The organism is Bradyrhizobium sp. 27S5, assembly GCF_037217225.1.
Lineage (GTDB): Bacteria > Pseudomonadota > Alphaproteobacteria > Rhizobiales > Xanthobacteraceae > Bradyrhizobium > Bradyrhizobium septentrionale.
Genome location: NZ_CP147714.1, coordinates 4,095,123 through 4,119,363 on the forward strand (window position 1 = coordinate 4,095,123; position 24,241 = coordinate 4,119,363).

20 protein-coding genes are annotated in these 24,241 nt (G+C 64.9%); 12 read left to right on the top strand and 8 right to left on the bottom strand.

What is annotated here, in order from left to right; genetic code table 11:
• The first annotated feature begins 76 nt into the window (after nucleotides 1-76).
• Together WDM24_RS18865 and WDM24_RS18870 are read left to right on the top strand one after the other, a co-directional pair.
• The gene (locus tag WDM24_RS18865) at nucleotides 77-754 is read left to right on the top strand and encodes a glutathione S-transferase family protein (RefSeq protein ID WP_338832072.1); all 678 of its coding nucleotides are present in this window, start codon (nucleotides 77-79) and stop codon (nucleotides 752-754) included.
• A gap of 3 nt (nucleotides 755-757) precedes the next feature.
• Nucleotides 758-1,087: a multidrug efflux SMR transporter gene (locus WDM24_RS18870; protein WP_338832073.1), complete on the top strand. Its 330-nt coding sequence runs from the start codon at nucleotides 758-760 to the stop codon at nucleotides 1,085-1,087.
• A gap of 102 nt (nucleotides 1,088-1,189) precedes the next feature.
• Here WDM24_RS18870 and WDM24_RS18875 read toward each other — a convergent pair whose 3' ends face one another.
• Nucleotides 1,190-1,837 (bottom strand): alpha/beta hydrolase, encoded by a 648-nt coding sequence (locus tag WDM24_RS18875; RefSeq protein ID WP_016843213.1) that lies wholly within the window; start codon nucleotides 1,835-1,837, stop codon nucleotides 1,190-1,192.
• A gap of 358 nt (nucleotides 1,838-2,195) precedes the next feature.
• Between WDM24_RS18875 and WDM24_RS18880 the strand changes: the two genes are divergently transcribed.
• The 8 genes from WDM24_RS18880 (at nucleotide 2,196) to WDM24_RS18915 (ending at nucleotide 9,803) form a co-directional block, all read left to right on the top strand.
• A complete protein-coding gene (locus WDM24_RS18880) occupies nucleotides 2,196-3,353 on the top strand; it encodes a cysteine desulfurase family protein (RefSeq protein WP_338832074.1) in 1,158 nt (385 codons plus the stop codon).
• A 96-nt stretch (nucleotides 3,354-3,449) separates the two neighbouring features.
• The gene (gene sufB / locus WDM24_RS18885; RefSeq protein WP_166294936.1) at nucleotides 3,450-4,946 is read left to right on the top strand and encodes a Fe-S cluster assembly protein SufB; all 1,497 of its coding nucleotides are present in this window, start codon (nucleotides 3,450-3,452) and stop codon (nucleotides 4,944-4,946) included.
• Nucleotides 4,947-5,007: 61 nt separating this feature from the next.
• A complete protein-coding gene (gene sufC / locus WDM24_RS18890) occupies nucleotides 5,008-5,760 on the top strand; it encodes a Fe-S cluster assembly ATPase SufC (protein ID WP_166294938.1) in 753 nt (250 codons plus the stop codon).
• Between the two features lie 19 nt (nucleotides 5,761-5,779).
• A complete protein-coding gene (gene sufD / locus WDM24_RS18895; protein ID WP_338832075.1) occupies nucleotides 5,780-7,102 on the top strand; it encodes a Fe-S cluster assembly protein SufD in 1,323 nt (440 codons plus the stop codon).
• Nucleotides 7,099-8,346 (top strand): cysteine desulfurase, encoded by a 1,248-nt coding sequence (locus WDM24_RS18900; protein WP_338832076.1) that lies wholly within the window; start codon nucleotides 7,099-7,101, stop codon nucleotides 8,344-8,346. Before sufD ends, WDM24_RS18900 begins: the two co-directional genes overlap by 4 nt.
• Complete coding sequence (locus WDM24_RS18905) at nucleotides 8,343-8,714, top strand: SUF system Fe-S cluster assembly protein (protein ID WP_166294943.1); 372 nt, start codon at nucleotides 8,343-8,345, stop codon at nucleotides 8,712-8,714. The genes WDM24_RS18900 and WDM24_RS18905 overlap by 4 nt, the downstream gene beginning before the upstream one ends.
• Nucleotides 8,715-8,788: 74 nt before the next feature.
• Nucleotides 8,789-9,178, top strand: a complete 390-nt coding sequence (locus WDM24_RS18910; protein ID WP_029083373.1) for a HesB/IscA family protein — start codon at nucleotides 8,789-8,791, stop codon at nucleotides 9,176-9,178.
• Nucleotides 9,179-9,323: 145 nt separating this feature from the next.
• Nucleotides 9,324-9,803: a TfoX/Sxy family protein gene (locus tag WDM24_RS18915; RefSeq protein WP_338832077.1), complete on the top strand. Its 480-nt coding sequence runs from the start codon at nucleotides 9,324-9,326 to the stop codon at nucleotides 9,801-9,803.
• A gap of 39 nt (nucleotides 9,804-9,842) precedes the next feature.
• Here WDM24_RS18915 and WDM24_RS18920 read toward each other — a convergent pair whose 3' ends face one another.
• From WDM24_RS18920 to WDM24_RS18940, 5 genes are all read right to left on the bottom strand, one after another.
• Complete coding sequence (locus WDM24_RS18920) at nucleotides 9,843-10,910, bottom strand: GGDEF domain-containing protein (RefSeq protein WP_166204707.1); 1,068 nt, start codon at nucleotides 10,908-10,910, stop codon at nucleotides 9,843-9,845.
• Nucleotides 10,911-11,226: 316 nt separating this feature from the next.
• Entirely contained in the window at nucleotides 11,227-12,735 is a 1,509-nt protein-coding gene (locus WDM24_RS18925; RefSeq protein ID WP_338832078.1) for a DEAD/DEAH box helicase, read from the bottom strand.
• A gap of 390 nt (nucleotides 12,736-13,125) precedes the next feature.
• Entirely contained in the window at nucleotides 13,126-16,992 is a 3,867-nt protein-coding gene (locus WDM24_RS18930; protein ID WP_338832079.1) for an autotransporter domain-containing protein, read from the bottom strand.
• A gap of 185 nt (nucleotides 16,993-17,177) precedes the next feature.
• The gene (locus WDM24_RS18935) at nucleotides 17,178-17,810 is read right to left on the bottom strand and encodes a helix-turn-helix transcriptional regulator (protein ID WP_338832080.1); all 633 of its coding nucleotides are present in this window, start codon (nucleotides 17,808-17,810) and stop codon (nucleotides 17,178-17,180) included.
• Nucleotides 17,811-18,061: 251 nt separating this feature from the next.
• Nucleotides 18,062-19,015, bottom strand: a complete 954-nt coding sequence (locus WDM24_RS18940; protein ID WP_338832081.1) for a helix-turn-helix transcriptional regulator — start codon at nucleotides 19,013-19,015, stop codon at nucleotides 18,062-18,064.
• A 344-nt stretch (nucleotides 19,016-19,359) separates the two neighbouring features.
• Between WDM24_RS18940 and WDM24_RS18945 the strand changes: the two genes are divergently transcribed.
• Both WDM24_RS18945 and WDM24_RS18950 read left to right on the top strand, forming a co-directional pair.
• Entirely contained in the window at nucleotides 19,360-20,856 is a 1,497-nt protein-coding gene (locus tag WDM24_RS18945; protein ID WP_338832082.1) for a caspase family protein, read from the top strand.
• Between the two features lie 72 nt (nucleotides 20,857-20,928).
• Nucleotides 20,929-22,173, top strand: coding sequence for an FAD-dependent oxidoreductase (locus WDM24_RS18950; RefSeq protein WP_338700598.1), 1,245 nt, complete (start codon nucleotides 20,929-20,931; stop codon nucleotides 22,171-22,173).
• Nucleotides 22,174-22,303: 130 nt separating this feature from the next.
• On the opposite strand, the gene WDM24_RS18955 is transcribed toward WDM24_RS18950, so the two are convergent.
• Both WDM24_RS18955 and WDM24_RS18960 read right to left on the bottom strand, forming a co-directional pair.
• Entirely contained in the window at nucleotides 22,304-23,074 is a 771-nt protein-coding gene (locus WDM24_RS18955; RefSeq protein WP_166294959.1) for an SDR family NAD(P)-dependent oxidoreductase, read from the bottom strand.
• Nucleotides 23,075-23,260: 186 nt separating this feature from the next.
• Nucleotides 23,261-24,052, bottom strand: coding sequence for a porin family protein (locus WDM24_RS18960; RefSeq protein WP_338832083.1), 792 nt, complete (start codon nucleotides 24,050-24,052; stop codon nucleotides 23,261-23,263).
• Between the last annotated feature and the right edge of the window lie 189 nt (nucleotides 24,053-24,241).

A 24,241-nucleotide genomic window follows, 5' to 3' on the forward strand; every position in this document is an offset into this window, starting at 1 on the left:
TGCAAATGCATCTACCTTGACAGTTCTATGCCGCTGCATTTAATTCGATGCAGTTGCATTGAACGCGAGGTTCGTCATGGCCGCCCTGAAGCTGATCAGCCACAAGCTCTGCCCTTATGTGCAACGCGCTGTCATCGCGCTGCATGAGAAGGGCGTGCCGTTCGAGCGGATCGACATCGATCTCGGCAACAAGCCGGACTGGTTCCTGAAGATCTCGCCGCTCGGCAAGGTGCCGGTGCTGGTCGTGACCCGTGACGACGGCACCGAGGTCGCGCTGTTCGAGAGCAACGTGATCTGCGAGTACATCGAGGAGACGCAAGGAGGCGCCAAGCTGCATCCGCAGGAGGCGCTGGTGCGCGCCGAGCACCGTGCCTGGATGGAGTTCGGCTCGGCCATTCTCGGCGATCTCTGGGGGCTCGAGACCGCAACTGATGCCGCGGCCTTCGAGGGCAAGCGGCAGGCGGTCGCCGCAAAATTCGCGCGGGTAGAGGCGGCGCTGGGTGCGGGGCCGTTCTTCTCAGGCCCAAATTTCAGCCTGGTGGATGCTGTGTTCGCGCCGGTGTTCCGCTACTTCGATCTGTTCGACCAGCTGACCGATCTCTCGGTGTTCACGCATACGCCAAAACTGCGCGCCTGGCGCCGCGCGCTGGCGCAGCGGCCAAGCGTACGCAGCGCCGTGTCAGCCGACTATCCCGCGTTGTTGCACGCATTCCTGGTTAACCACCGCGCGCACATGCTGAAGCTTGCCGCGTAAGCCATGTCGCACTCACTTGCCTGGATCGCGCTCGTCGTCGCCGGAATGCTGGATGTCGGCTGGGCGATCTCGATGAAATATGCTGAAGGTTACACGCGGCTCGGCTGGACGCTGGTCTCGCTGCTGCTGCTCGCCGCCTTCGTGTTCCTGCTCGGGCGCGCGCTGCAGGTGCTCGGCGTCGGCGTCGCCTACACGGTGTGGACTGGCATCGGCGCGGTCGGCACGCTGACCATGGGCGTGCTGTTGTTCAACGAAGCCTTGAACCCGATGAAGGTTGCGGGGATCGCGTTCGTGCTGATCGGTATCGCCGCGTTGAAGTTCGCGCCGGAGTGAATTCGTAGCCCGGATGGAGCGAAGCGCAATCCGGGTCAGCTCTCACCGCGGCGTCACTGGTCCCGGATTTCGCTGCGCTCCATCCGGGCTACAAGTTGGCGTCTAGCGCACGTTGGCGAGCCGCATGTCGAGATAGCCGGTCACCGTCTCCATCAACGGCTCGAGCTTGCCGTCGAAGAAGTGGTTGGCGCCGGGGATGACCTGCTGGTCGATCACGATGCCCTTCTGCGTCTTCAGCTTCTCGACCAGCGTGTTGACGTCCTTGGGCGGAACCACGGCATCCTTGTCGCCGTGCACGATCAGGCCCGACGACGGGCAGGGCGCGAGGAACGAGAAGTCGTAGAGATTGGCGGGCGGTGCGATCGAGATGAATCCCTCGACCTCAGGCCGGCGCATCAGAAGCTGCATGCCGATCCATGCGCCGAACGAGAAGCCGGCAACCCAGCAGGCGCGCGCTTCCGGATTGATCGCCTGCGCCCAGTCGAGCGCGCTCGCCGCGTCAGACAATTCGCCGGTGCCGTGATCGAACGAGCCCTGGCTGCGGCCGACGCCACGGAAGTTGAAGCGCAGCACCGAGAAGCCGCGATGCGCGAACGCGTAGTAGCACTGATAGACGATCTGGTGGTTCATCGTGCCGTGGAACTGCGGATGCGGATGCAGGATCATCGCAATCGGCGCGTTCTTTTGCTTGGCCGGATGATAGCGGCCCTCGAGACGGCCGGCAGGGCCGGTGAAAATGACTTCAGGCATTGCGTTCCCTCGATTGACGTCGATCAATCAATCGGTTGGAGCCATCTTCAGCGACGGTGCGCGAACAAAGCGGCTCATGATGAAAGCGGCGCAGGCACCGCCGGGCGGCACGCTGGAAGGCCTTCTAGCATGACGCAAGGGGCAAAAATCAAGGAAATTGTGCAGCTTGGCGGGGGCGAATATGCGCTGTGTGATGCGCGCGCAGGGAGCTGTGACTGTCTTGCTTGGCAACAAGACGAGGCTCCGAGCGAGCGTGAAAAATCTCGCCTGCCGGTGACTCCGATCTGGTCTCGGTGTCCGACTGTCGTTATGTCGCAGTGGATGGCCGCAACCATGGTGGTTGCGGCGGACAGATTGCATGGCCGAGCGCGTCTATCTCGACTGGAACGCCACCACGCCGCTTCGCGCCGAAGCGAAAGCGGCGATGGCTGCGGCGTGGGAATTGAGCGGCAACCCGTCCTCGGTGCACAGCGAGGGCAGGCGGGCGCGACGGCTGGTCGAGGATGCCCGCGACGCGGTGGCGAAGGCGGTTGGCGGCCGCGCGCAGGACGTCGTCTTTCTCTCCGGCGGGACCGAGGCCAATGCGCTGGCGCTAACGCCGGGATTGCGCCGCGCTGCGAGCGCGCCGGTGCGGCGCCTGTTGGTGTCGGCGATCGAGCATGCGTCCGTGCTCGCGGGCGGACGGTTTTCAGCGGATGCGATCTCGGCAATCAATGTCACGCGCGCCGGGGTGATTGATCTCGATCATCTGCGCGCGCTGCTGGTGGAGGGGCCGCCTGCGCTGGTCTCGGTGATGCTGGCGAACAACGAGACGGGTGCTATCCAGCCGGTCGCTGACGCCGCCGGGCTCGTCCATGCGGCCGGCGGGCTGTTGCATGTCGACGCGATCCAGGCGTTCGGCAAGATCCCGTTCGATCTGGCCTCGACGCAGGCCGAACTCATGACGCTGTCGGCGCACAAGATCGGCGGACCGAAGGGCACCGGCGCGCTGGTGCTCGCCGCTGATGTCGAAGGGCTGGAGGCGTTTCTGCGCGGCGGCGGACAGGAGCTCGGGCGGCGGGCAGGGACCGAGAACGTCGCGGGGATCGCAGGCTTTGGTGCGGCGACAAAGGCCGCGATGGCGGCGCTGAAGGCCGACGCCGCCCGCGTCAGAGGGCTGCGCGACCGACTCGAGCACGGTCTGCGGCAGACGCCGGGCTTGCTGGTCTTCTCCGACGACGTGAAGCGGTTGCCGAATACCGTTCTCTTCACAGCGCCAGGGATGAAGGCCGAGACGGCGGTGATCGGGTTCGACCTGGAGGGCGTAGCGGTGTCCTCCGGCTCTGCCTGCTCGTCGGGCAAGGTCCAGCCGTCGCACGTTCTGGAGGCAATGGGATACCGTTATGAGGTCTCCCAGGGAGCGGTGCGGCTCAGTCTTGGCTGGTCTACCACGGAGACAGACGTGGATTTGGCCCTCAAGGCTTGGCGAAAGCTCGCCGATACCTTACTTAAGGGAGAGCGACGAAACACAGCTTGAACAGTTCTAAGCGGGTGATTTCGTCTTCAAAGCATCGTAAGAGACTTCGGAACTTGAGATCCACCGCGGTCCTTGAAACCGCGAGCGGAGGATTGAATGCCTGCTGTACAAGAGACGGTCGAGCGCGTCCGGCGCATCGACGTCGACCAGTATCGTTATGGATTTGAGACGCTGATCGAGTCCGACAAGGCCCCGAAGGGGCTGTCGGAAGACACCGTCCGCTTCATCTCCGCAAAGAAGAATGAGCCGGCCTGGATGCTGGAATGGCGCCTGGAGGCGTATCGCCGCTGGCTGACCATGACCGAGCCGACCTGGGCGCGCGTCAACTATCCGAAGATCGACTATCAGGACATCTACTACTACGCGGCGCCGAAGCCGAAGAAGACGCTGTCCTCGATCGACGAGATCGATCCGGAAATCCTCAAGACCTACGAGAAGCTCGGCATTCCCTTGCGGGAAGTCGCGATCCTCGAAGGCGTCGAGCCGCCGCCCGGCGGCCCGCCGTCGCCCAGCCGCAAGATCGCGGTCGATGCCGTGTTCGATTCGGTGTCGGTGGCGACCACCTTCCAGAAGGAGCTGAAGGCGGCCGGCGTGATCTTCATGCCGATCTCGGAGGCGATCCGCGAGCATCCCGAGCTGGTGCAGAAATATCTCGGCACCGTGGTGCCGACCACGGACAATTATTTCGCGACGCTGAACTCGGCGGTGTTCTCCGACGGCTCGTTCGTCTACGTGCCGCCGGGCGTGCGCTGCCCGATGGAGCTGTCGACCTATTTCCGCATCAACGAGCGCAACACCGGCCAGTTCGAGCGCACGCTGATCATCGCCGACAAGGGCTCCTACGTCTCCTATCTCGAAGGCTGCACCGCGCCGCAGCGCGATGAGAACCAGTTGCACGCCGCGGTGGTCGAGCTCATCACGCTCGACGATGCCGAGATCAAGTATTCGACGGTGCAGAACTGGTACCCCGGCAATTCCGAGGGCAAGGGCGGCATCTACAATTTCGTCACCAAGCGTGGCGACTGCCGTGGCCGGAATTCCAAGATCTCCTGGACCCAGGTCGAGACCGGTTCGGCGATCACCTGGAAATATCCGAGCTGCATCCTGCGCGGCGACAATTCGAGCGGCGAGTTCTACTCGATCGCGATCTCGAACGGTTTCCAGCAGGTCGATAGCGGCACCAAGATGATCCACCTCGGCAAGAACACGTCGAGCCGGATCATCTCCAAGGGCATCGCCGCCGGCAAGTCGCAGAACACCTATCGCGGCCTCGTCAGTGCGCATCGTAAAGCCACCGGCGCGCGCAACTACACCGCCTGCGATTCGCTCCTGATCGGCGACAAATGCGGCGCGCACACCGTGCCCTATGTCGAGGCCAAGAACTCCTCGGCAACGTTCGAGCATGAAGCGACGACGTCGAAGATCTCCGAGGACGTGCTGTTCTATTGCGTCCAGCGCGGGCTCTCGCAGGAAGAAGCCGTCGGCCTCGTCGTCAACGGCTTCGTGAAGGACGTGCTGCAGCAACTGCCGATGGAATTCGCGGTGGAAGCGCAGAAGCTGATCTCGATCAGCCTTGAAGGTTCGGTTGGCTAATCCATCCCGCTGAAGGCGCGGCCGACTCGCGCTTTGCGGATGATGCTCAGGAAAAATCAGAATGTCTCTGCTGGAAGTGAAAGATCTGCAGGTTCGTGTCGAGGAGCGCGAGATCCTCCATGGGCTGTCGCTCACGGTGAATCCGGGCGAGGTGCACGCGATCATGGGGCCGAACGGCTCCGGCAAGTCGACGCTGTCCCACGTCATCGCCGGCAAGCCCGGCTATGAAGTCACCGGCGGGCAAATCCTGTTCAGGGGCGAGGACCTGCTGGAGATGGCGCCCAACGAGCGCGCCGCCAAGGGCGTGTTCCTGGCGTTCCAGTATCCGGTGGAGATCCCCGGCGTCACCACCTGGAATTTCCTGCATGCGGCGCTCAACGCGCAGCGCAAGGCGCGCGGCGAGGACGAGATCTCGTCGCCTGCGTTCCTGAAGAAGGTCCGCGAGGTGGCGAAGCAGCTCAACATCCCGCAGGACATGCTGAAGCGCGGCGTCAATGTCGGCTTCTCCGGCGGTGAGAAGAAGCGCAACGAGATTTTGCAGATGGCGCTGTTCGAGCCGGCCGTCTGCATCCTCGACGAAATGGATTCCGGCCTCGACATCGACGCGTTGCGGATTGCCGCCGACGGCGTCAACGCGCTGCGCTCGCCGGAGCGCGCGATGGTCGTGATCACCCACTATCAGCGGCTGCTCAACTATATCGTGCCCGATGTCGTGCACGTGATGTCGAAGGGCCGGGTGGTGAAGAGCGGCGGCAAGGAACTGGCGCTGGAGCTGGAAGAGTCCGGTTACGCGCAGTTCGAAGACGCTGCCTGATCAGGTTACGGGTTTTCATATGAACGTTGTAGCAAAGACCGAGACCGGACGCGCGCTGGGCGATGCATTCGCCGTGGTGCGCGATCGTCTACCGGGCAAGGGCATGATCGCCGATCAGCGCCGCCAGGCATTCGAGGCCTATGAACGATCAGGCCTGCCGCATCGCCGGATCGAGGACTGGAAATACACCGACCTGCGCGCCCTGATGCGGGAGGTGCTGCCGCTCGCACCGACGCCGGATGCAGCCGGGCTGGATCGCGCGGCTGCTGCCGTCAAGCTGCAGGCGATCGACGGTGTGCGCCGCCTGGTGCTGGTCGATGGCACCTTCGCGCCTGATCTGTCCGATCTCGGCGGTATCGAGAAGGGGCTCAGCATCCGCGCGCTGCGCGAAGTGCTCGAGGCCAGCGATGGCGGGCTCTCCGCCCAGGCCTTTGCCTCCGACAACTCCAATCCGATGATCGCGCTGAACGGCGCGATGGCGACCGATGGCGTCGTCATCGACGTCGCCAATGGCACCGTGCTGTCGCAACCGCTGCACATCGTCCACGTCGCATCAGGCGCGACGCCGGCTTCGATGTTCACGCGGTCGCTGCTCCGGCTCGGCCGCGATACCGGCGTGACGCTGGTGGAGAGCTATCTCGCGGGCGAAGGCGCCAAGGCCTACCAGACCCATGACGGGCTGATCGTTGCGATCGGCGACAATGCGCGGCTCGATCACATCAGGCTGGTCGAGGACTCCATCGACGCGTTCAACATTTCCTCCGCGACGGTTACGCTCGGCGCGCACGCCCATTTCAACACGTTCGGCCTGACTTCGGGCGGTCATGTCAGCCGCTACCAGCTGACGATCACCTGTGCCGGTGAGGGCTCCAACGTCGAGACCAACGGCGTCAATCTGATCAACGGCAAGCAGCACGCTGACACCACGCTGTTCATGGATCACGCGGTGCCGCATTGCGCCAGCCGCGAGATCTTCCGCGCCGTCGTCGACGACCGCGCCCATTCCGTGTTCCAGGGTCGCATCATCGTCCGTCCGGACGCCCAGAAGACCGACGCCAAGATGATGACCCGCGCGCTGTTGCTGTCCGACGACGCGGAAGCCGACAACAAGCCCGAGCTCGAGATCTTCGCCGACGACGTCACCTGCGGTCATGGTGCGACCACCGGCGCGCTGGACGAGAACCTGCTGTTCTACATGCGCGCCCGCGGACTGCCCGAGAAGGAGGCGCAGGCGCTTCTGATCCAGGCCTTCGTCGGCGAGGCGATCGAGACGATCGCCAGCGACGCCTTGCGCGAGGTCGCAATTGCCACCGCGCAGCGCTGGCTTCAGGCGAGGGCGTGAGCATGCACAAGGCGGTCGCCAACGGCTCTTACGACGTCGCCCTGGTGCGGCAGGATTTCCCGGCGCTCGCCATGCAGATCTACGGCAAGCCGCTGGTCTATCTCGACAACGCGGCCTCGGCGCAGAAGCCGAATGCGGTGCTCGACCGCATGACGGAGGCGTACAAGAGCGAATACGCCAACGTGCATCGCGGCCTGCATTACCTCGCCAATGCCGCGACGGAAGCCTATGAGGGCGCCCGCGACAAGGTCGCGAAGTTCATCAACGCCCGCCGCAATGAAGAGATCGTCTTCACCCGCAACGTCACCGAGGCGATCAATCTGGTGGCGTCGTCCTGGGGCGGTGTGAACATCAAGGAGGGCGACGAGATCGTCCTCTCGATCATGGAGCACCACTCCAACATCGTGCCGTGGCACTTCCTCAGGGAGCGCCATGGCGCCGTGATCAAGTGGGCGCCGGTCGACGACGAAGGCAATTTCCTGATCGAGGAGTTCGAGAAGCTCCTGACGCCGCGCACCAAGATCGTCGCGATCACCCAGATGTCGAACGCGCTCGGCACGCTGGTTCCGGTCAAGGAGGTGGTCCGGCTCGCCCATGCCCGCGGCATTCCGGTGCTGGTCGACGGCGCGCAGGGCGCGGTGCATCTGCCGGTCGACGTCCAGGACCTCGATTGCGATTTCTATGCCTTCACCGGCCACAAGGTGTACGGGCCGACCGGCATCGGCGCGCTCTACGCCAAGCACGAGCATCTGGTGGCGATGCGGCCGTTCAACGGCGGCGGCGAGATGATCCGCGAGGTCGCCAAGGACTGGGTCACCTATGGCGATCCACCGCACAAGTTCGAGGCCGGGACGCCGCCGATCGTCGAGGCGATCGGGCTCGGTGCCGCGATCGACTACGTCAATTCGATCGGCAAGGAGCGTATCGCCGCGCATGAGCATGAGCTGCTCACCTATGCGCAAGAGCGCCTGCGCGAGATCAACTCGCTGCGCCTGATCGGCACCGCCCGCAACAAGGGCCCGGTGATCTCCTTCGAGATGAAGGGCGCGCATGCCCACGACGTCGCGACCGTGATCGACCGCCAGGGCATCGCGGTGCGCGCCGGCACCCATTGCGTGATGCCGCTTTTAGAGCGGTTCAACATCACGGCCACCTGCCGGGCGTCGTTCGGGATGTATAATACCAAGGAAGAAGTCGACCATCTGGTGCAGGCGCTGATCAAGGCGCGGGAACTGTTCGCATGACCGATACAGCCGAAGTCAAGACGGCCTCCATGGAAACCACCTCGGCGCTGCCCGCGGAGGAGACCGAACGCATGAGTGGCGAGATCGTCGCGGCGCTGAAGACGGTGTTCGACCCGGAAATCCCGGCCGACATCTACGAACTCGGCCTGATCTACAAGGTCGATCTCAAGGATGATCGCTCCGTCGATATCCTGATGACGCTGACCACGCCGAACTGTCCTGCCGCGGGCGAATTGCCGCAGATGGTCGAGAACGCGGTGGCCAGTGTTCCCGGCGTCGGCGTCGTCAACGTCAATCTGGTCTGGGATCCGGCCTGGACGCCGGACCGGATGTCGGACGAGGCACGCCTCGTCCTCAATATGTGGTGATGCGTTAGGGAACTAAATTTTGGCTCAAGAAGAACGGCAATTGATTTGCCGCTGGGACTGACCACATGAGTGACATGACGCAAGCTTCACCGACTCCAGCCAAGCCGAAGCGGCCGCGCCCGCAGGTCATGAAATTGACCGATGCCGCGGCGGAGCGGATCACCGAGCTGACCAAGCGCGCCGATTCCGAGATCGTCGGCCTGCGCGTCGGCATCAAGAACGGCGGCTGCGCCGGACAATCCTATACCGTCGAATACGCCCACGAGATCCGTCCGACCGACGAAGTGGTCGAGGACAAGGGCGTGAAGATCCTAGTCGATCCGAAGGCCGTGCTGTTCCTGCTCGGCACCGAGATGGATTACAAGGCCGACAAGATGCAGGCCCAGTTCGTGTTCAACAACCCGAACCAGGTCTCTGCCTGCGGTTGCGGCGAATCGGTGCAGCTCAAGCCGGCCACCGTCTGATTCTCTTGTGTCCCGGACGCGCTGCGGCGTGTAGCGCCGCATCGCAGAGCCGGGACCCATCCCTCAGTTGCGCAAAGGCCGATGGGCCCCGGCTCTGCAGCGCATCGTTCCACGCTGCGCTGCGTCCGGGGCACGAGGCAGGCACATGGACCGTGAATTCCTGAGCGACCTGTTCGCCGATTTCGGCCCGGTCACGCTGCGCCGGATGTTCTCCGGCTACGGCATCTCCGCTGACGGCACCAATTTCGCGCTCGCGCTGCGTGCCGGGCTCTACTTCCGTGCCGACGAAGAAACCATCCCGCAATTCGAGGCTGAAGGCTGCGGGCCGTTCCAGTACCAGACGCGGTCGAAAACGGTCACGGTGAATTCGTACTGGCAGCTGCCGGCGCGGTTGTTCGACGATTCCGAGGAACTCGCGGTCTGGGCACGCTCGGCGCTCGGCGCTGCCCAACGCGCAGCGCTGCGCAAGCGGCCGAGGAAACGATCGGTCGCGCGGAAGGCGAAGGCGCCTGCGAAGAAAGCTTCCGCGAAGAAGACCGCTGGCAAGAAGGCCGCGGTGAAGAAGGCGGGCGCGAAGCGACCTTCAAAGAAGCGATCTCAAAAAGGAAAAAGGTCTCCATCCTGAGGAGCGCGCATCGCGCGCGTCTCGAAGGGTGGCCGAAGGTCACGCCACGCGGGTCTGAGTTTCAGCGCTGTATTCCGGATCGGTCTCGCAGATCACCCGGTTGCGGCCGGCGCGCTTGGCGGCATAGAGGCAGGCGTCGGCACGCTCGATCAGCGAATCCGTGTCGTCGCCCTGTTTCAGCATGGAGACGCCAACCGAGATCGTGACACGGCCGAGGATCTCGCCGGTCGATTTCTTCTTCAGTTCCTTGGCCATCACGGCGCGGCGGATGTGGTCGGCGACCGTCAGCGCCTGGCGCAGTGCGGTGTTGGGCAGCACGACAGCGAATTCCTCGCCGCCATAGCGGGCAGTGATGTCCTGGCCCTTGATGGTCTGCTTCAGCGACTGCGCCACCAGCCGCAGCACCTGGTCGCCGGTGAGGTGGCCGTAGGAGTCGTTGAACGACTTGAAGTGATCGATGTCGAACATCAGGAGCGACAGCGGTTCGCTGCTGGCGAGCGCAGTCTGCACCGCCATGTCGATCGAGCGGTCGAAATATTTGCGGTTGCCGAGGCCGGTCAGCGGATCGGTCAGGCTCTCGGCGCGGATCGCCTCGAGGCTGTGCTGCAGGTCGCTGATCTCGGACTTCGACAGCGCGAGTCGGTTCTCCAGCGCCTGGTTGGTCTCGCGCATCTCGCGGGTCGATTTCGCCAGACTGTCGACGATTGCCTTGATGTGATCGCGGGTGGTCGCGGTCGCAAGCTTGCTGGTGGCGCCGACCAGGCTCGCATCATATGTGGCCGACACACCAAGCGCATCGGTGATCAGCTTCATGACGGCGTCGATCTCGCCGATGACGCGCGCACCGACCTGGTCGATGCGGTCCGACGTCTTGATGTGCGAGAGATAGGTTTCGTAGATCTGCTCGAGGTCGGATTCGCTGAGCTTGCCGCTGCGCGCCAGCGTCTCGTTGATGACCTTGTTGAGCGGAGCGTTGTAGCCGGTCGCGTAGACGTACCAGATTTCGTAGTTGCGGGGCACGGCGGTCTGGCGAAGCGAGCGGATCTGGCCAAGCGCGACTTCGGCAAAGGCCAATGTACGTTCTTGTTCGTCCAGCAGCTTAACCACTGTTACGTCCCCAATGCGCGCAATGCCGGTTATGCCCGGCGGCAATGACTAAACTATTGGCGGGAAGGTACGGGACGAGAGTGAAGGCAAGGTAAATAGTGGAACCACGGGGATTTGGCCGCGACGATCGTCGTACGAGCTCGATTCCGCCGAGGATCGCGCGCCGCTTTCGGAAGCTTTTCGCTTGCTCGCAATTCCGGTGCGAAAGCCGTGCGAATTTGCTTCAAACCCGAAGCAATCACTCGCGCCTCGGTCGTCGGCGACGACTGAGATTCCCCGGACGACCGCCGCGGGCGCGGCGGCGCCGGAGCCAACATTAGGCGCGTGCGCGCACAGGTCGCAGCAGGAAGGCGGGCAGGTGCGAATGATCGCCGGGCTCGTGGTCCGCCTCGCGCTGCGGCCGGCGTGGCTCGGCACGCCCGATCGACGGCACGTGCGACGGGGCCTGCGGGCCAGCGTTGCGGCCGTGGCGCGGCTCGCGCTCCGGCTTCGCCGCACGCTCCTGCCGGGGCTCCCGGTCCTGACGCGGCTCGCGTTCACCGTGAGCCGCTTCGCGTTCACTTTGGCGCGCTTCGCGCTCACCGTGGCGCGGCTCGCGCTCACGGCGCGGCTTGCGGCTGCCACGGGCGCCATCGCGCGAACCTTCGCGGCTGCGCGAGCGGCGCGGCGCGTCGTCGTCGGAGGCTTCGCTGCGAACGGTGTAGTCGCCCTCGGCGCGCGGGATCGGCTGGCCGATCAGCTTCTCGATCGCGGTCATCGACTTGCTGTCGAGCGAGGTGACGATCGAGATCGCGGTACCGGTGCGTCCGGCGCGGCCGGTACGGCCAATGCGGTGGACGTAGTCATCGGGGTGGTGCGGCACGTCGAAATTGAAGACGTGGCTGACGGCGGGTATGTCGAGGCCGCGGGCGGCGACGTCGGAGGCGACGAGCAGCGGAATCTCGCCCTTGCGGAATTGATCGAGAGCTGCGGTGCGGGCGGACTGATCCATGTCGCCGTGCAGGGCGCCGACACTGAAGCCGTGCTTCTGCAGCGATTTGTGCAGGACTGCGACTTCGCGTTTGCGATTGCAGAAGATAATCGCGTTGTTGAGATCCTTGGCGTCGCGCAGCAGGCGGCGGAGGATATCGCGCTTCTCGTGCGCTTCGCGGCCGGCCGGGACCTGCAACTGCGTCACCGTGACGGCGGCGGTCGCGGGCTTGGAGACTTCAATCCGTGCCGGATTATGCAGGAAGGCCTCGGTGATGCGGCTGATCTCCGGAGGCATCGTCGCGGTGAAGAACAGTGTCTGCCGCGTGAACGGGACGAGCTTGCAGATGCGTTCGATGTCGGGAATGAACCCCATGTCGAGCATGCGGTCGGCTTCGTCGATCACCAAGAGTTCGACGCCGGTGAGCAGCAACCCGCCGCGTTCGGTGTGGTCGAGCAGGCGGCCGGGCGTTGCGATCAGGACGTCGACGCCGCGCGTCAGCTTGGAGTCCTGGTCGCCGAACGAGACGCCGCCGATCAGCAGCGCCACGTTCAGTTTCTGACCGGCGCCGTATTTGTCGAACTGCTCCTTCACCTGCGCGGCCAACTCGCGGGTCGGCTCGAGGATCAGGGTGCGCGGCATCCGTGCCCGGGCGCGGCCCTTTTCGAGGAGGGTGAGCATCGGGAGAACGAAGGCAGCGGTCTTGCCGGTTCCAGTCTGGGCAATGCCGAGCACGTCGCGCCGGGCGAGGACGTGCGGGATTGCCTGTTCCTGGATGGGAGTGGGGGTGGTGTAACCGGTGGCCGCAACTGCGGCGAGGACCTTATCGGACAGGCCTAGATTGGAAAAAGACATTGAGCCTCTGGTCGAAACCGCCGTTCGGCATCGCAGGTAAAAGGCTGTCGCGTTCGGCCCCGAAACGGCTCGCTTTTCTATAAAGCTCGGGGGCTCTGACTAACGCTGACGGACGGCAAACCTGACGAATCGCGTTTCGATCCGAGGGCCGCGTTGCCCCGCAACATAGGGGCGAAACCGGTAAAGTCAATCTATGAACCGGCCGATGGCCGAAAAAGCTTAATGTTTTCGCAGAAATAAGCGTCGTTTCCGTCATTTTGCGGTCAAATGAATCACCACCCCCAGATCCGGCGGCCGGGCCTCGGCAGGGGCGTCCGCGCTACTTTTCGGCCTGGATTCGCCTGATGTCAGGCCCCCGGATGCGCCGGCCCCGCCACGGCCCGGGACGCCCTACCATGCATAGCGGACCGCGCCCTTGCCGGCGTAGGAGCGGGTCACGTTGGAGAATTCGCCCTCGAAGCTTGCGAGCGCCGACCAGCCATTTGCCCATTTCAGCTCGGCGGAGGCGGTGGTCAGGGCGGAGTCGGACGCCGCTGCCGCGCCGTTCACGACGAAGCTCGCGCCAGGCAGGGTCTGGAATGTCGCGGCGATGCTGCGGTCGGGGTTGAAGTCATGCGCCCAGGCCGCGCGGCCGCGTAGCGTCAGCACCGCACTGGAGAGCGCAAAGGATTTGTCGGCGCGCAGGCCGAGCTCGCTGCGCGCGTCGGTGACGCTCTTTGCGTTGTAGGCCAGCGCAAAGGTGTTGGCGCCGACGATCGCTTGTTCGGTGTAGCCCGGCAGCTGGAACGTCGTGAACTGGCCGGCGGCATAGGGCGTCAGGCCGATGCCGCCGATCCATGGCGCGACGAGGCGGTAGCCACTCTCGACGCGACCCGACCAGGCGTTGGCGTTGAATTCGGCGCGCAGGCGATCGACGCTCCCGACCGTCACCGTGCGGTCGGTGGTGACATCCTGCCAACCATAGGCCAGCGCACCGGCAAGGTAGGCAGCGCCGATATTGTGCCGGACGAAGACGCCTGCCTGGAACAGGTCGGAGCGGCCGCCGCCGCTGTTGGCGACGCTGAAATTGGTGCCGCCGCCGGCGAACGCGAAGCCCGCGATCGTATTCGGCGAGAACCGATAGTCGGCGCCAATGGCGGTGCCGAACACCTGGCTTGTGGTGTTGTTCGAGCCGAGCGCGTTGTTGCCGTCGGTGGTCTGTGAGCCACCATAAGCCGCCGCCCACACGCTCCAGCGCGGATCGTAGCTCACGGCGATCGGCGCCTTGCGATAGACCGCGGCATAGGCGTCGCTGGTCGAGCGCCTGGCTGCGTAGGCCTGGGAATTGTCGTCGGCGTAGGACGTGGTGCCGGCCGGCATCGCCGTCGCGCCGCGACCGTCGATGAAGGGATCGAGCATCGTCCCCATGAACTGGTTCATGGCGTTGAACGTGGTCTGCTGCGAACCGGCCACGCTCTCGCCGGAGAGCTGGGTCAGGCCCTTCAGGAGATCGTCGCCCGACAGATTGAAGATCGCGCTGAACGCGGTGGAAAGGTTGGCACCGCCGAGCAGGCCGTTGTCGATCGCGCCCGCGACGCTCCTGTGGTTGATACCGGCATTGGTCGGCAGGATCGGCGAGAGCAGGCCGGGATCGAGCGACAGCAACACGTCGTTGCCGACATAGCTCAGCACCGGATTGCGGGCGAGGTTGTTGGCGAGCAACAAATTCGCCGAGCCGAATGTGCCGCTCAGCGTTCCCGCATTGACGATCGTGTAGGTGACCTTCCTGGTGATCCGTTCGAGCGGATCGACGATGACATTGCCGGCGATGTTGGCGGTGCCGGTCACGATCGCCTTGTCGCTGATCGTGTTGGTGACCTGCACCAGATAGGTCGCGGCCGCCGTCATGGTCAGGCTTGCCATCGTGATGGTGCCGGGCGAATTGCCGGGCGACAGCGTGCCGCTGATGACGGTGTTTCCGATGGTGCCGTTGCCGGCGAGCGTGCCGGTCGGGCCGACGGTGACGCTGGCGTTCGGCAAGACGCCGTTGAGGGTGAACACGCTATCGACGTTGACGGCGCCCGCAAAGTTCGAGCTGCCGGTGAAGCTCCAGCTTGCGCCGGCGAGCAGTGCAAGGCTGGAGAAGCCCGAAAACTGGGCGCCGCTGCCGAGCTTCGACAGGTCGAAGCTCGTCGCGGTCGTGCCGCCGAACTGCAGGATGCTGGTCCCGGTGCCGATGACATTGCCGTTGAACGCGGCGCCGGACTGCATTTGCAGCACGTCGTTGGTGCCGCCGAACTGGACAGCGGTGCCACCGGTGCCGGTGATGGTGCCGTTGGCGATCAGCGTTGCGGTGCCGCCCGACGTCGTGATGCCGGTGGCACCGGTGACGGAAGTCCCGGTGGTGATGAAGATGTTGCCCGGCGTCGAGCGCGATGCGGCGATGCCGATGCCACTGCTCAGCACACTGCCCAGCGCGTCGATCCTGATGTCGCCGAGACCGTCGCGCTGGGCGAAGATGCCGTAGCTGCCAGCGGCGAGGCCGTTCGCAACCACATTGCCTTCCGCGCGCAGCGCCAGCGTTGCGGCGTTGTCGGCGCCATGGGTAATGACGCCACTGATGCCGATCGCCGCGGCACTTGTCGAGGTGGCGCTCACGGTGCCTTTGGTAACGAGATCGATGCCGCCGAGCCCCGCGGTGATGGACGAGAAGCGGCTGACGCCGCGGCTCAGCGTGATGCCGGTCGCGGCGCCGTCAGAAGTCGCGGTCACGTCGCCATTGGCGCGAACGGTAAGTGTGCCGGTGTTGACGATGGTCGGCGGCAGGCTGACGGTTGAGGCAGTAATTCCGGTGGCCGTGCTGCCGGCGCCGATCGCAGTGGCCGTCACGGCGCCATCGGCGGTCAACCGGGTCGCGCTCAGATTGTTTTGTGCCACGCTGATGCCAACGACTGTCGACGCGGTGTCGCTGATCGACGTTGCCGTCACGGCGCCGTGCAGGTTGAAGTCGACCGCAACCACGCCGGAGGCTGTCAGGGACGCTCCGGTCACATTTGCGACTGCGCCGGACCGCGTCATGCCGGTGATCGTGATCGATCCGTTGGCGTTCAGTGCCGCGGCGCCGTTGCTGGACGTACTTCCCAAACCGGCGGAAAGGCCGGCGACGCTGCCACCGGCCGAAGGAGACGTGGAAGTCCTGGTGTCGAATGTTCCGGAGATATCGCCATTGAAGGTCGCGGTGTTGGTGCCGGCGCCGGAAAAACCGACGGACGCCAGGGCGCCGTAGTAGGCTTGGTCGGGGCCGTTTCCCTTGGCAATATTGCCGTCCACGACGAGGCTGTTGTTGCCGCCGCCGCCGCCGGACACGGTAAGCGTCCCGCCCGTGATGCCGCGCGTCCGGACCGTCATGGTGCCGGAGCCGTAGTTCTGCAAACTGACGGAGCCGCTGACATCCTGATTGAGTTTCGCCGTGAACGCGCTGATGTTGGCGGAATTGTTGGCCTGCAGGATGATGCCGCCCGCGACGCTCGCATTGGTGGTGAGGTCGACGGTACCGGTGCCGCCGTCCTGGAGATAGATGCCGCCGACGACCGCGCCGTTGGTCGTGACGGAAAGATTGCGCGCATAATAGCTGCCCTGTCCCATGCGGACGTAAATCCCGCCGCCTGTTTGGGTGGTGTCGCCGGTGACTGCGCCTGTCGCGATCGTGACGTCGGACTGGTTACCGTTGCTCAGGACGTAGATTCCGAGGCCGCCTCGGGTCACGATCTGGCTGCCAACCGTGTTGATGTTGACGCTACCCCCCGGTCCTGCACTCAAGACATTGATGCCGGTGCCGGCCGTGATCGTGCCGGCGGTCTGCGTAATCGAGACCGGACCACTGGCCGAGACGTTGATTGCGTACCAGTTGGCGGTGACGTCGGCCGATCCCGTGTAGGTGATCGGGGCTTGGCTGCCGCCGAGGAGCAGGATGCCGTCGTACAGAGCCGATGTGATGCCCGCGGGGTCGTTGTGATTGAACGTGATACTGCCGGAGGCGCTCACGACCACGCCGCGGGTGGTGATCTCGGCGCCGGCGTTGACGTTCACGGTGACATCACCGTTGAAACTCGTGTTGAGCCCGCCGTCCGACGGATGGGCGGCGTCGCAGAGCACGTTGCCGGTGCCGACGCCCGAGCAGTAGACCGCCGCCTCGGCCGTGGACGCCATCGCAATCAATGACGCCGATCCAAGCAGCGCGCCGCGCCACATCCCCGGCCTGCCGCCGCCGCCCGCCATGACCTTGCCCCCACACGCCATTGTAGCTGTTTGTTTCTGGCGTAACGGTCGTGCGGTGTCTTCTCAGTGCGCGCATACCGTCGATCCAAAGCGCACTTGCCGCCGAAATGAGCGCAAGTGTGGCCGCTCGGCACCATGCTGCACGGGCCGCTTCGAGGGCAGCGCCGCCGCGCGGTGCCGCCGTGCTAGAGCCCCGCGGCCCGGTACTCGCCCGGTGTCAGGCCCTCGGATGCGCTGAAGATCCGGTAGAACGTGGCCAGGCTGCCAAATCCGCAGGCAAGGGCGATATCGGCGATCGGCTGCGGCGGCTTTTCGCGCAGCAGCCTTCGGCTCTCGCTCAGGCGCTGCGCCGTGACGGTCTGCGAAAAGCTCGCCTCAGTCGCCTCGAACAGGACGTGCAGGTAACGGACCGAGACGTCGAGCAGGTCGGCGACCATGCCTGGCGACAGCGCCGGCTTCGCGAGATGGCGCGTGATCAGGCGTCGCGCCAGGCTGAGCCGGCCGACGCGGAGCGCCTGCTGGGCACGGCGGCTGCCTGGCCTGATCGCGCCGCGCTCGATCAGCGCGAGGTCGGCCACGATCTTAACCAGCGCAGGGATTCTCGCGGTATCACCGGCCTCGGTCGCGTCCTTGAAGTCGGCAAGGCAGGCTTCGAGCAACGGTGCCCAGCCGCGATTGCTTGCCGTCGGAGCGCTGTGATGAGCGGCCTCGAGGGCTGGCGCCTGATCCGGATGCAACTCCACGACACCGGGGACAACAATGCGCGCCGGGCTGCTGGATGACGCTTCCGGGCTCCGATCCTCGTGCTTGCCGCGCATCGTGCATGACCCCTCGCTCTGCATAAGAGCGCGCGTCGCCGGTAACGAGATTTGCGGTGTCTTGTCCGGGCGAAGCGCCTGCGCGGTTCTGGCGAAATCGCCGGAAAATATCTTCTCAATGCGCGCAGGCTGTTCACGTCGGGTCGGAGAGCGTCGGATTGCGCGGCGGCGTGCCCGGTCGCCGGCACGGACATAGCCATGCTTTAGCAACCCGCCACAGCCCCAGGGCGCGTGCGCGTCCGAACCGACGCTCAGGCCAGTCGTGCCCGGTAATCGCCCGGCGTCATCGATTCCGACGCATTGAAGAGGCGGTAGAACGTCGCAAGGCTCTCGAAGCCGCAGGCAAAAGCGACCTCGGCAATCGTCTGCCCGGGCGTCTCGCGGAGCAGGCGGCGGCTTTGCGCGAGCCGGAGCACGGTGACGGTCTCCGAGAAGCTCATCTCCGTCTCCTCGAACAGGATGTGCAGGTGACGGACCGAGATGCCGAGCAGGCCGGCAATCAGCCTTGGCGACAGCGCCGCATTCGACAGATGCCGCCGGATCAGGCGGCGGGCCAGCGACAAATGGCCGGTTCGCAACGCCTGCTGCGCGAGCCGGCTCTTCGGCCGCATGATGCCGCGGTCGATCAGCGCGATATGGGCGAGCGCCTGCACCGTCGGAGGCGCGTCCGCCGCCGCGGCGTTGCTGCCTTCGACGAGGTCGCGGAAGCATGATTCGAGCAGCGTCCGCAGCGCGGTCTGATCCGGCACGGGCCTGGGAACGAGTTCGCCGAGCTCGGCGCCCGGTGGGATAATCCCTGCTACCGGGATCTTGATGATGCGCAGATGGAAGCCGTCGTCGTGCAGCGGGACGGTGCGATAGGGCAGGTCCGAATAGCTGGTCGCGAACATGCCGTCGCGAACCGCGAACTCATCGAGCCGTGCGCCGCCGAACCAGCCGCCACCGCCGAGCTGCTGATAGATGCACAGGCTGTCGCTCTGCGCATCGGCGATGTCAGCTGCGCGCCGTTCGACGCGGTAGGGCGAGGCGCGCAGCTCGACCAGCCCTGCATCGCCGAGCTTGCGCAGCGAGAACTCGCCGAAGAAGTCCCGACGCTGCTCGGGCTCGAGCTCCGCGGTGACGCCGAACAACCCCTTGGCGCGCACCTCGCGCCAATAGTCAAAGCGATCCCGGGGATCGACTTGCTCAGTGGACCATGTGTACACGGAAAAGCTCGTGGAAAACCTGTGGGACCTGCGGAGAGCTCGAGCCGGATGGAGAGGGCGAATCTTATCACGCGGACCGGAAAAAGAAACTTGACCTAAGGCCGGTGGGGCGCCTCATTCGGGCCGGGGGTGGTCGGTCGGAACGGCCATCCGCGGCCGGCCTTGAACCGGCCAAACGGCTGATCCGACTATTAGAGCGCGATGAGATTAGGTTGAATCGTCCATCGCGCATTAGTCTGTTGTTTAAGCATGATCTTTTCGGAAAACCGCTTCGCACTTTTCCGGATCATGCTCTAGGCGGCGGTCGCACGGGCGGCGCACTTGTCGTGCAGGCGGGAAATCGGATGAAGAGCTGGCTTTCGAGACTTTCGGCGACCGTTTTGGCGGTTGGATTGGTCGCATTGGCCGCGCCCGCCCAGGCCGAGAAGCGCGTCGCGCTGGTGATCGGCAACAATGACTACAGGAACGTACCCAAGCTGCAGAAGGCGGTGAACGACGCCCGCACCATGGGCGACGCGCTGAAGCAACTCGGCTTCAACGTCATGGTGGCCGAGAATTTGAACCGGCAGGCGTTCTCCGAGACATTGCTCGCTTTCGACCGCGCCGTGGAACCCGGCGACACCGCGTTCTTCTTCTATGCCGGCCACGGCTTCGAGATCGCCGGCCAGAACTTCCTGCTGCCGACCGACGTACCGGCCGCGACCGAAGGGCAGGAGGAACTGGTGCGCGACGCCTCGGTGCTCGCCGACCGCATCATCGAGCGGTTGCAGAACAAGAAGGCGCGTACCTCGATCCTGGTGTTCGACGCCTGCCGCAACAATCCGTTCGAACGCGCCGGCACGCGCGCCGTTGCCGGCGGCGGCGGGCTGGCGCCGATGACGCAGCTGCCCGAAGGCGTGTTCTCGGTGTTTTCGGCCGGGCCGCGCCAGACCGCGCTCGACCGTCTCTCGAACGACGATGCCAATCCCAATTCGGTGTTCACGCGAACCTTCGCCAGGGAGTTGCTGCAACCCGGCGAGAACATGGTGCAGGTCGCCCAGCGCACGCGGCGCCTGGTCAGCGAGATGGCCGACACCGTGAAGCACAAGCAGATCCCGGTCTATTTCGACCAGATGGTCGACGATGTCTTCCTGAACGGAATCGCGAAGGGGCAGGCCGAGGCGGCCAAGCCGTCCGCTCCACCGCAGCAAGTGGCCGCGCTGCCGCCGGTATCGGTGCCGAAGCTGCCGAAGGAGGATACCGTCAACGCGCCGATCGCGAGCTTCTCGCGGCACAATGGCGGCTGGTCCGTCGTGTTCTCGATCGCCGATCCGACGCTCGGCATTTCCTGGCGGATCGGCGACAGCGGCGATTTCCGCGAGACCGGCTTCATGGACACGCTCGACCCGCGCACCCGCAAGCGGATGCCCAATCCGTCGATCGAGCTGCCGGCCGACGCGCCGGCGGCCACGATCCAGCTGTGCTATGTCGACACCCAGGGCGAGATGCAGGGGCCGTTCCCGATCAAGTTCGATCCCGACGCCGCGCTGATCCGCGACCAGCGCAAGATCCTCGACATGACCGCGACGAGCTGGCTGTCGTTCCGCGAGTTCAACGGGCTGCTGGTCTACTACACCCATTTGATGTCGTATCGCTGCGCGATCCGCGAGGTGCGGATCGGCATCGATAGCGCGGTGCCGGACAAGGTGTTGAAGATGCCGGCCTGTAATCAGCGCGATCCCAGCGCGATCCCGTCCGACGCGCAGCCCTATCTGAAACTCGCGCCGCAAACCAAATCGGTCTCGGTGGAGCTGACCTATCGCGACGGCAGCGTGTCGGAAATCAAGACGTTCAGGCGATAGGCTTGCAGCCCAGTCGTCCGATCCGCGCTACAATCAGGACCTGAGGCGCGCAGCAGCGGTGAGGACGGCATCATGGATGCAGGCAATCCGGAGCAGGCGAACCGGCGTCGGATGAAGGTGCGCTGCTGCGTGGTCGGCGGCGGCCCGGCCGGCATGATGCTCGGCTATCTGCTCGGACGCGCCGGGGTCGACGTCGTGGTGCTGGAGAAGCACGCCGACTTCTTCCGCGACTTCCGCGGCGATACCGTGCATCCCTCGACCCTGCAGGTGATGGACGAGCTCGGTCTGATCGACGGCTTCCTCAAGCTGCCGCACCAGGACATCCAGAAGCTCGACGGCATGTTCGGCGGCAAATCTGTGCGGATCGCCGACCTCAGCCGCCTCAGCGTCAAATATCCCTTCATCGCAATGATGCCGCAGTGGGATTTCCTCAATTTCCTGCGCGAGAGCGGCAGGCGCTTTCCTTCGCTGCAGGTGCTGATGAGCGCCGAGGCGACCGACCTGATCCGGCGCGGCGACGCCGTGACGGGCGTCCGGGCCAACACGGCTGATGGTCCCGTCGATATCGAAGCCGAGCTGACGATCGGCTGCGACGGCCGCCATTCCATCGTGCGCGAGCGCGCCGGCCTCGAGGTCGAGGAGATCGGCGCGCCGATGGACGTGCTGTGGTTTCGCGTCGGCCGCCGTCCGGACGAGACCGAGAATCTGTTCGCCCGTGTCGAGCACGGCAAGATGATGGTGACGTTCGACCGCGGCAACTATTGGCAATGCGCCTATGTGATCGCCAAGGGACAATACGAGGCCGTGAAGGCGAGGGGGCTAGCGGCGCTGCTCGACGACGTGGTGCGTCTCGCGCCGATCCTCAGGGACGGCATTGCCGACGTCAAAAGCTTTGACGACGTCAAGCTGCTCACGGTGGCGATCAATCGCCTGACGCGCTGGACCCGTCCCGGCCTGCTCTGCATCGGCGACGCCGCGCATGCGATGTCGCCGATCGGCGGCGTCGGCGTCAACCTCGCGGTGCAGGACGCGGTCGCCACCGCCAATATCCTGGCGGCCAAGCTCGTGCACGGCTTGCCGTCGGAGGACGAGCTCGATGCTGTCAGGCGTCGCCGCGAATTTCCGGTGCGGGTCACGCAGCGCATGCAGGTGATCGCGCAGAACAACCTCATCACCGCGGCGCTGAAGCCAGGCGATCAGCCGGCGCCGTTCGCGTTGCGGCTGATCACGGCGATGCCCTGGCTGCAGGGGCTCACGGCGCGTCTGGTCGCTGTCGGGGTGCGGCCGGAGCACGTCCATTCGCCGGCGGCGCGCTGATCCGCGCGGTCGGAAATTATCAAGGACAACAGTTACTTAAATTGGTCATTAAAAGTTGCGTGGTCGCGCCGGTCAGCGCGCTACTCAACAGGATGCAGGAGCCCCGGCGATCCGCCGGGGCTTTTGTGTTTCAGGCCATCACCGAATAGCCGCCATCGACCGGGATAGCGGTGCCGGTGACGAAGTCCGAGGCCGGCGACGCCAGGAACACGGCGATGCCGGCGAAGTCGTCGATCGCCCCCCAGCGTGCCGCCGGCGTGCGTGCGAGCACGCGCTCGTGCAGACCGGCGACCTGCTGGCGCGCGCCCTTGGTCAGATCGGTGTCGATCCAGCCGGGAAGGATGGCATTGACCTGGATGTTGTCGGGGGCCCAGGCATTGGCGCAGGCGCGCGTGTACTGCACGATGCCGCCCTTGCTCGCGGCATAGGCCGCAGCGAAGCTCGCGCCGAAGATCGACATCATCGAGCCGATATTGATGATCTTGCCGTGGCCCGACGCCTTGAGCGCCGGATAGGCCGCCTTCGAGCACAGGAATGCGCTGGTGAGGTTGGTGTCGATCACCTTGCTCCACTCGTCGAGCTCGAGCTCGTGCGGCGGCTTGCGGATGCTCATGCCGGCGTTGTTGACGAGGATGTCGATCCCGCCGAGCTCGCCGATGACCCGCGCGACCATCGCCGCGACCGCCGCCTTGTCGGTCACGTCGGTTGCCACCGCGATCGCCTTGACGCCGCGCTTGCCGAGATCCTCGACGGCGGCTTTCGATTTCGCCTCGTTGCGGCCGACCACGGCAATCGCGGCGCCGGCGTCCGCCAGGCCGCGCGCCATGCCGAGCCCGATGCCGCCATTGCCGCCGGTGACGATGGCGACCCGGCCCGAGAGATCAAACTGTCCGTTTTTCATTGTTGTTGTCCGCTTTGGTTTGAACCGGGGATCAAGAGTGCCCGATCGCTACAACGCTGACCAGATCAGGCGCAGCCGGGCGGCTCTGCGCCAGCCGGCATGCGCAGGGGGCTGCCTCGCGAAGACGTTAGCGCAACAAAAAAGCCCCGGACAATGCCGGGGCTTTTGGTCTGCTATCAGCAGAGATCAGTACTTGGCGACAACCGGGCCGGTCCAGTTGAAGCGGTAGACCAGTGCGGTGCTGATGGTCTGGACGAGCGGCCTGAAGGTGATGTCGCGACCGTTCGAGATATTGGTGCCGTCAGCCAGCTCGGAGATGTTCCTGTTGTCGTAGTAAGCGGCGCGGTACTCGGTCTTCATGAACCAGCCCGGCGCGGTGATGCCGAAGATGTTCAGGTTGTTCTCGACGCCGCCGCCGACGAACCAGCCGCTGCGGTCGAAGCCGTCGGTGTGCAGACCCGAGGGAAGAGCGGTCGCGGTGTTGAACAGCGTGGTGCCCTTCCAGTGCGAGCTGGAGTAACCGGCGTTGACGTAGGACAGAACGTTCGGAGCGACCAGATAACCCAGGCGCGCACCGGCGGCCCAGCTGTAGTCGTTCTTGATATTGCCGGCGAGGAACGTACCCTGATCCTGGATCGTGCCCTTCAGGCTGCCGAACTGACCGTCGGCGAACACGCCGATAACCCAGCTGTTGGCGGTCTGCCAGTCGTAACCGGCGCCGACGGTGCCATACCAGCCATCGCCGCCCTGGCGCTGGTTGAAGCCGAGGATCGGCGCGCCCGTGGTGGTCGACTGGACACCGGTGTCAGCGTCCCAGATGCCGCCGCCGCCACCGCCGAAGATGTAGAAGCCGGTCCAGCTCGGAGCGACCGGGAGCGGAGCGGGGGCCTTGGTGTAGGGGCGGGCGGCCAGGTCGGCAGCCGACGCCGAAGCCGTCATCGCAGCAACCGCGGTCAGAGCGAGCAAAATCTTCTTCATTTCCAAATCCTCGACTTTAGCGTTCGATCGGGTCGCTGACGGGAGCGCCTTGGCACCGATTCCCGAAACTCATGTTGGGGACTATACGTGGTTCCGCCGGAAATGCTGTTGCGGGTGAGACACAACCGCCCGAAAACGAAATCGTCGGCGCTCTCGGAAAAGGCGAATGAAAACGGCCGCCCCGATCAG

Excerpts from the sequence above, each read along its gene's own strand:
- sufC (WP_166294938.1), top strand. The coding sequence starts at position 5,008 with ATGTCTCTGCTGGAAGTGAAAGATCTGCAGGTTCGTGTCGAGGAGCGC.
- WDM24_RS18950 (WP_338700598.1), top strand. The coding sequence starts at position 20,929 with ATGGATGCAGGCAATCCGGAGCAGGCGAACCGGCGTCGGATGAAGGTG.
- WDM24_RS18960 (WP_338832083.1), bottom strand. The coding sequence starts at position 24,052 with ATGAAGAAGATTTTGCTCGCTCTGACCGCGGTTGCTGCGATGACGGCT.
- WDM24_RS18930 (WP_338832079.1), bottom strand. The coding sequence starts at position 16,992 with ATGGCGGGCGGCGGCGGCAGGCCGGGGATGTGGCGCGGCGCGCTGCTT.
- WDM24_RS18945 (WP_338832082.1), top strand. The coding sequence starts at position 19,360 with ATGAAGAGCTGGCTTTCGAGACTTTCGGCGACCGTTTTGGCGGTTGGA.
- WDM24_RS18880 (WP_338832074.1), top strand. The coding sequence starts at position 2,196 with ATGGCCGAGCGCGTCTATCTCGACTGGAACGCCACCACGCCGCTTCGC.
- WDM24_RS18955 (WP_166294959.1), bottom strand. The coding sequence starts at position 23,074 with ATGAAAAACGGACAGTTTGATCTCTCGGGCCGGGTCGCCATCGTCACC.
- WDM24_RS18875 (WP_016843213.1), bottom strand. The coding sequence starts at position 1,837 with ATGCCTGAAGTCATTTTCACCGGCCCTGCCGGCCGTCTCGAGGGCCGC.
- WDM24_RS18870 (WP_338832073.1), top strand. The coding sequence starts at position 758 with ATGTCGCACTCACTTGCCTGGATCGCGCTCGTCGTCGCCGGAATGCTG.
- WDM24_RS18935 (WP_338832080.1), bottom strand. The coding sequence starts at position 17,810 with ATGCGCGGCAAGCACGAGGATCGGAGCCCGGAAGCGTCATCCAGCAGC.
- WDM24_RS18865 (WP_338832072.1), top strand. The coding sequence starts at position 77 with ATGGCCGCCCTGAAGCTGATCAGCCACAAGCTCTGCCCTTATGTGCAA.
- WDM24_RS18905 (WP_166294943.1), top strand. The coding sequence starts at position 8,343 with ATGACCGATACAGCCGAAGTCAAGACGGCCTCCATGGAAACCACCTCG.
- WDM24_RS18915 (WP_338832077.1), top strand. The coding sequence starts at position 9,324 with ATGGACCGTGAATTCCTGAGCGACCTGTTCGCCGATTTCGGCCCGGTC.
- WDM24_RS18910 (WP_029083373.1), top strand. The coding sequence starts at position 8,789 with ATGACGCAAGCTTCACCGACTCCAGCCAAGCCGAAGCGGCCGCGCCCG.
- sufD (WP_338832075.1), top strand. The coding sequence starts at position 5,780 with ATGAACGTTGTAGCAAAGACCGAGACCGGACGCGCGCTGGGCGATGCA.
- sufB (WP_166294936.1), top strand. The coding sequence starts at position 3,450 with ATGCCTGCTGTACAAGAGACGGTCGAGCGCGTCCGGCGCATCGACGTC.
- WDM24_RS18925 (WP_338832078.1), bottom strand. The coding sequence starts at position 12,735 with ATGTCTTTTTCCAATCTAGGCCTGTCCGATAAGGTCCTCGCCGCAGTT.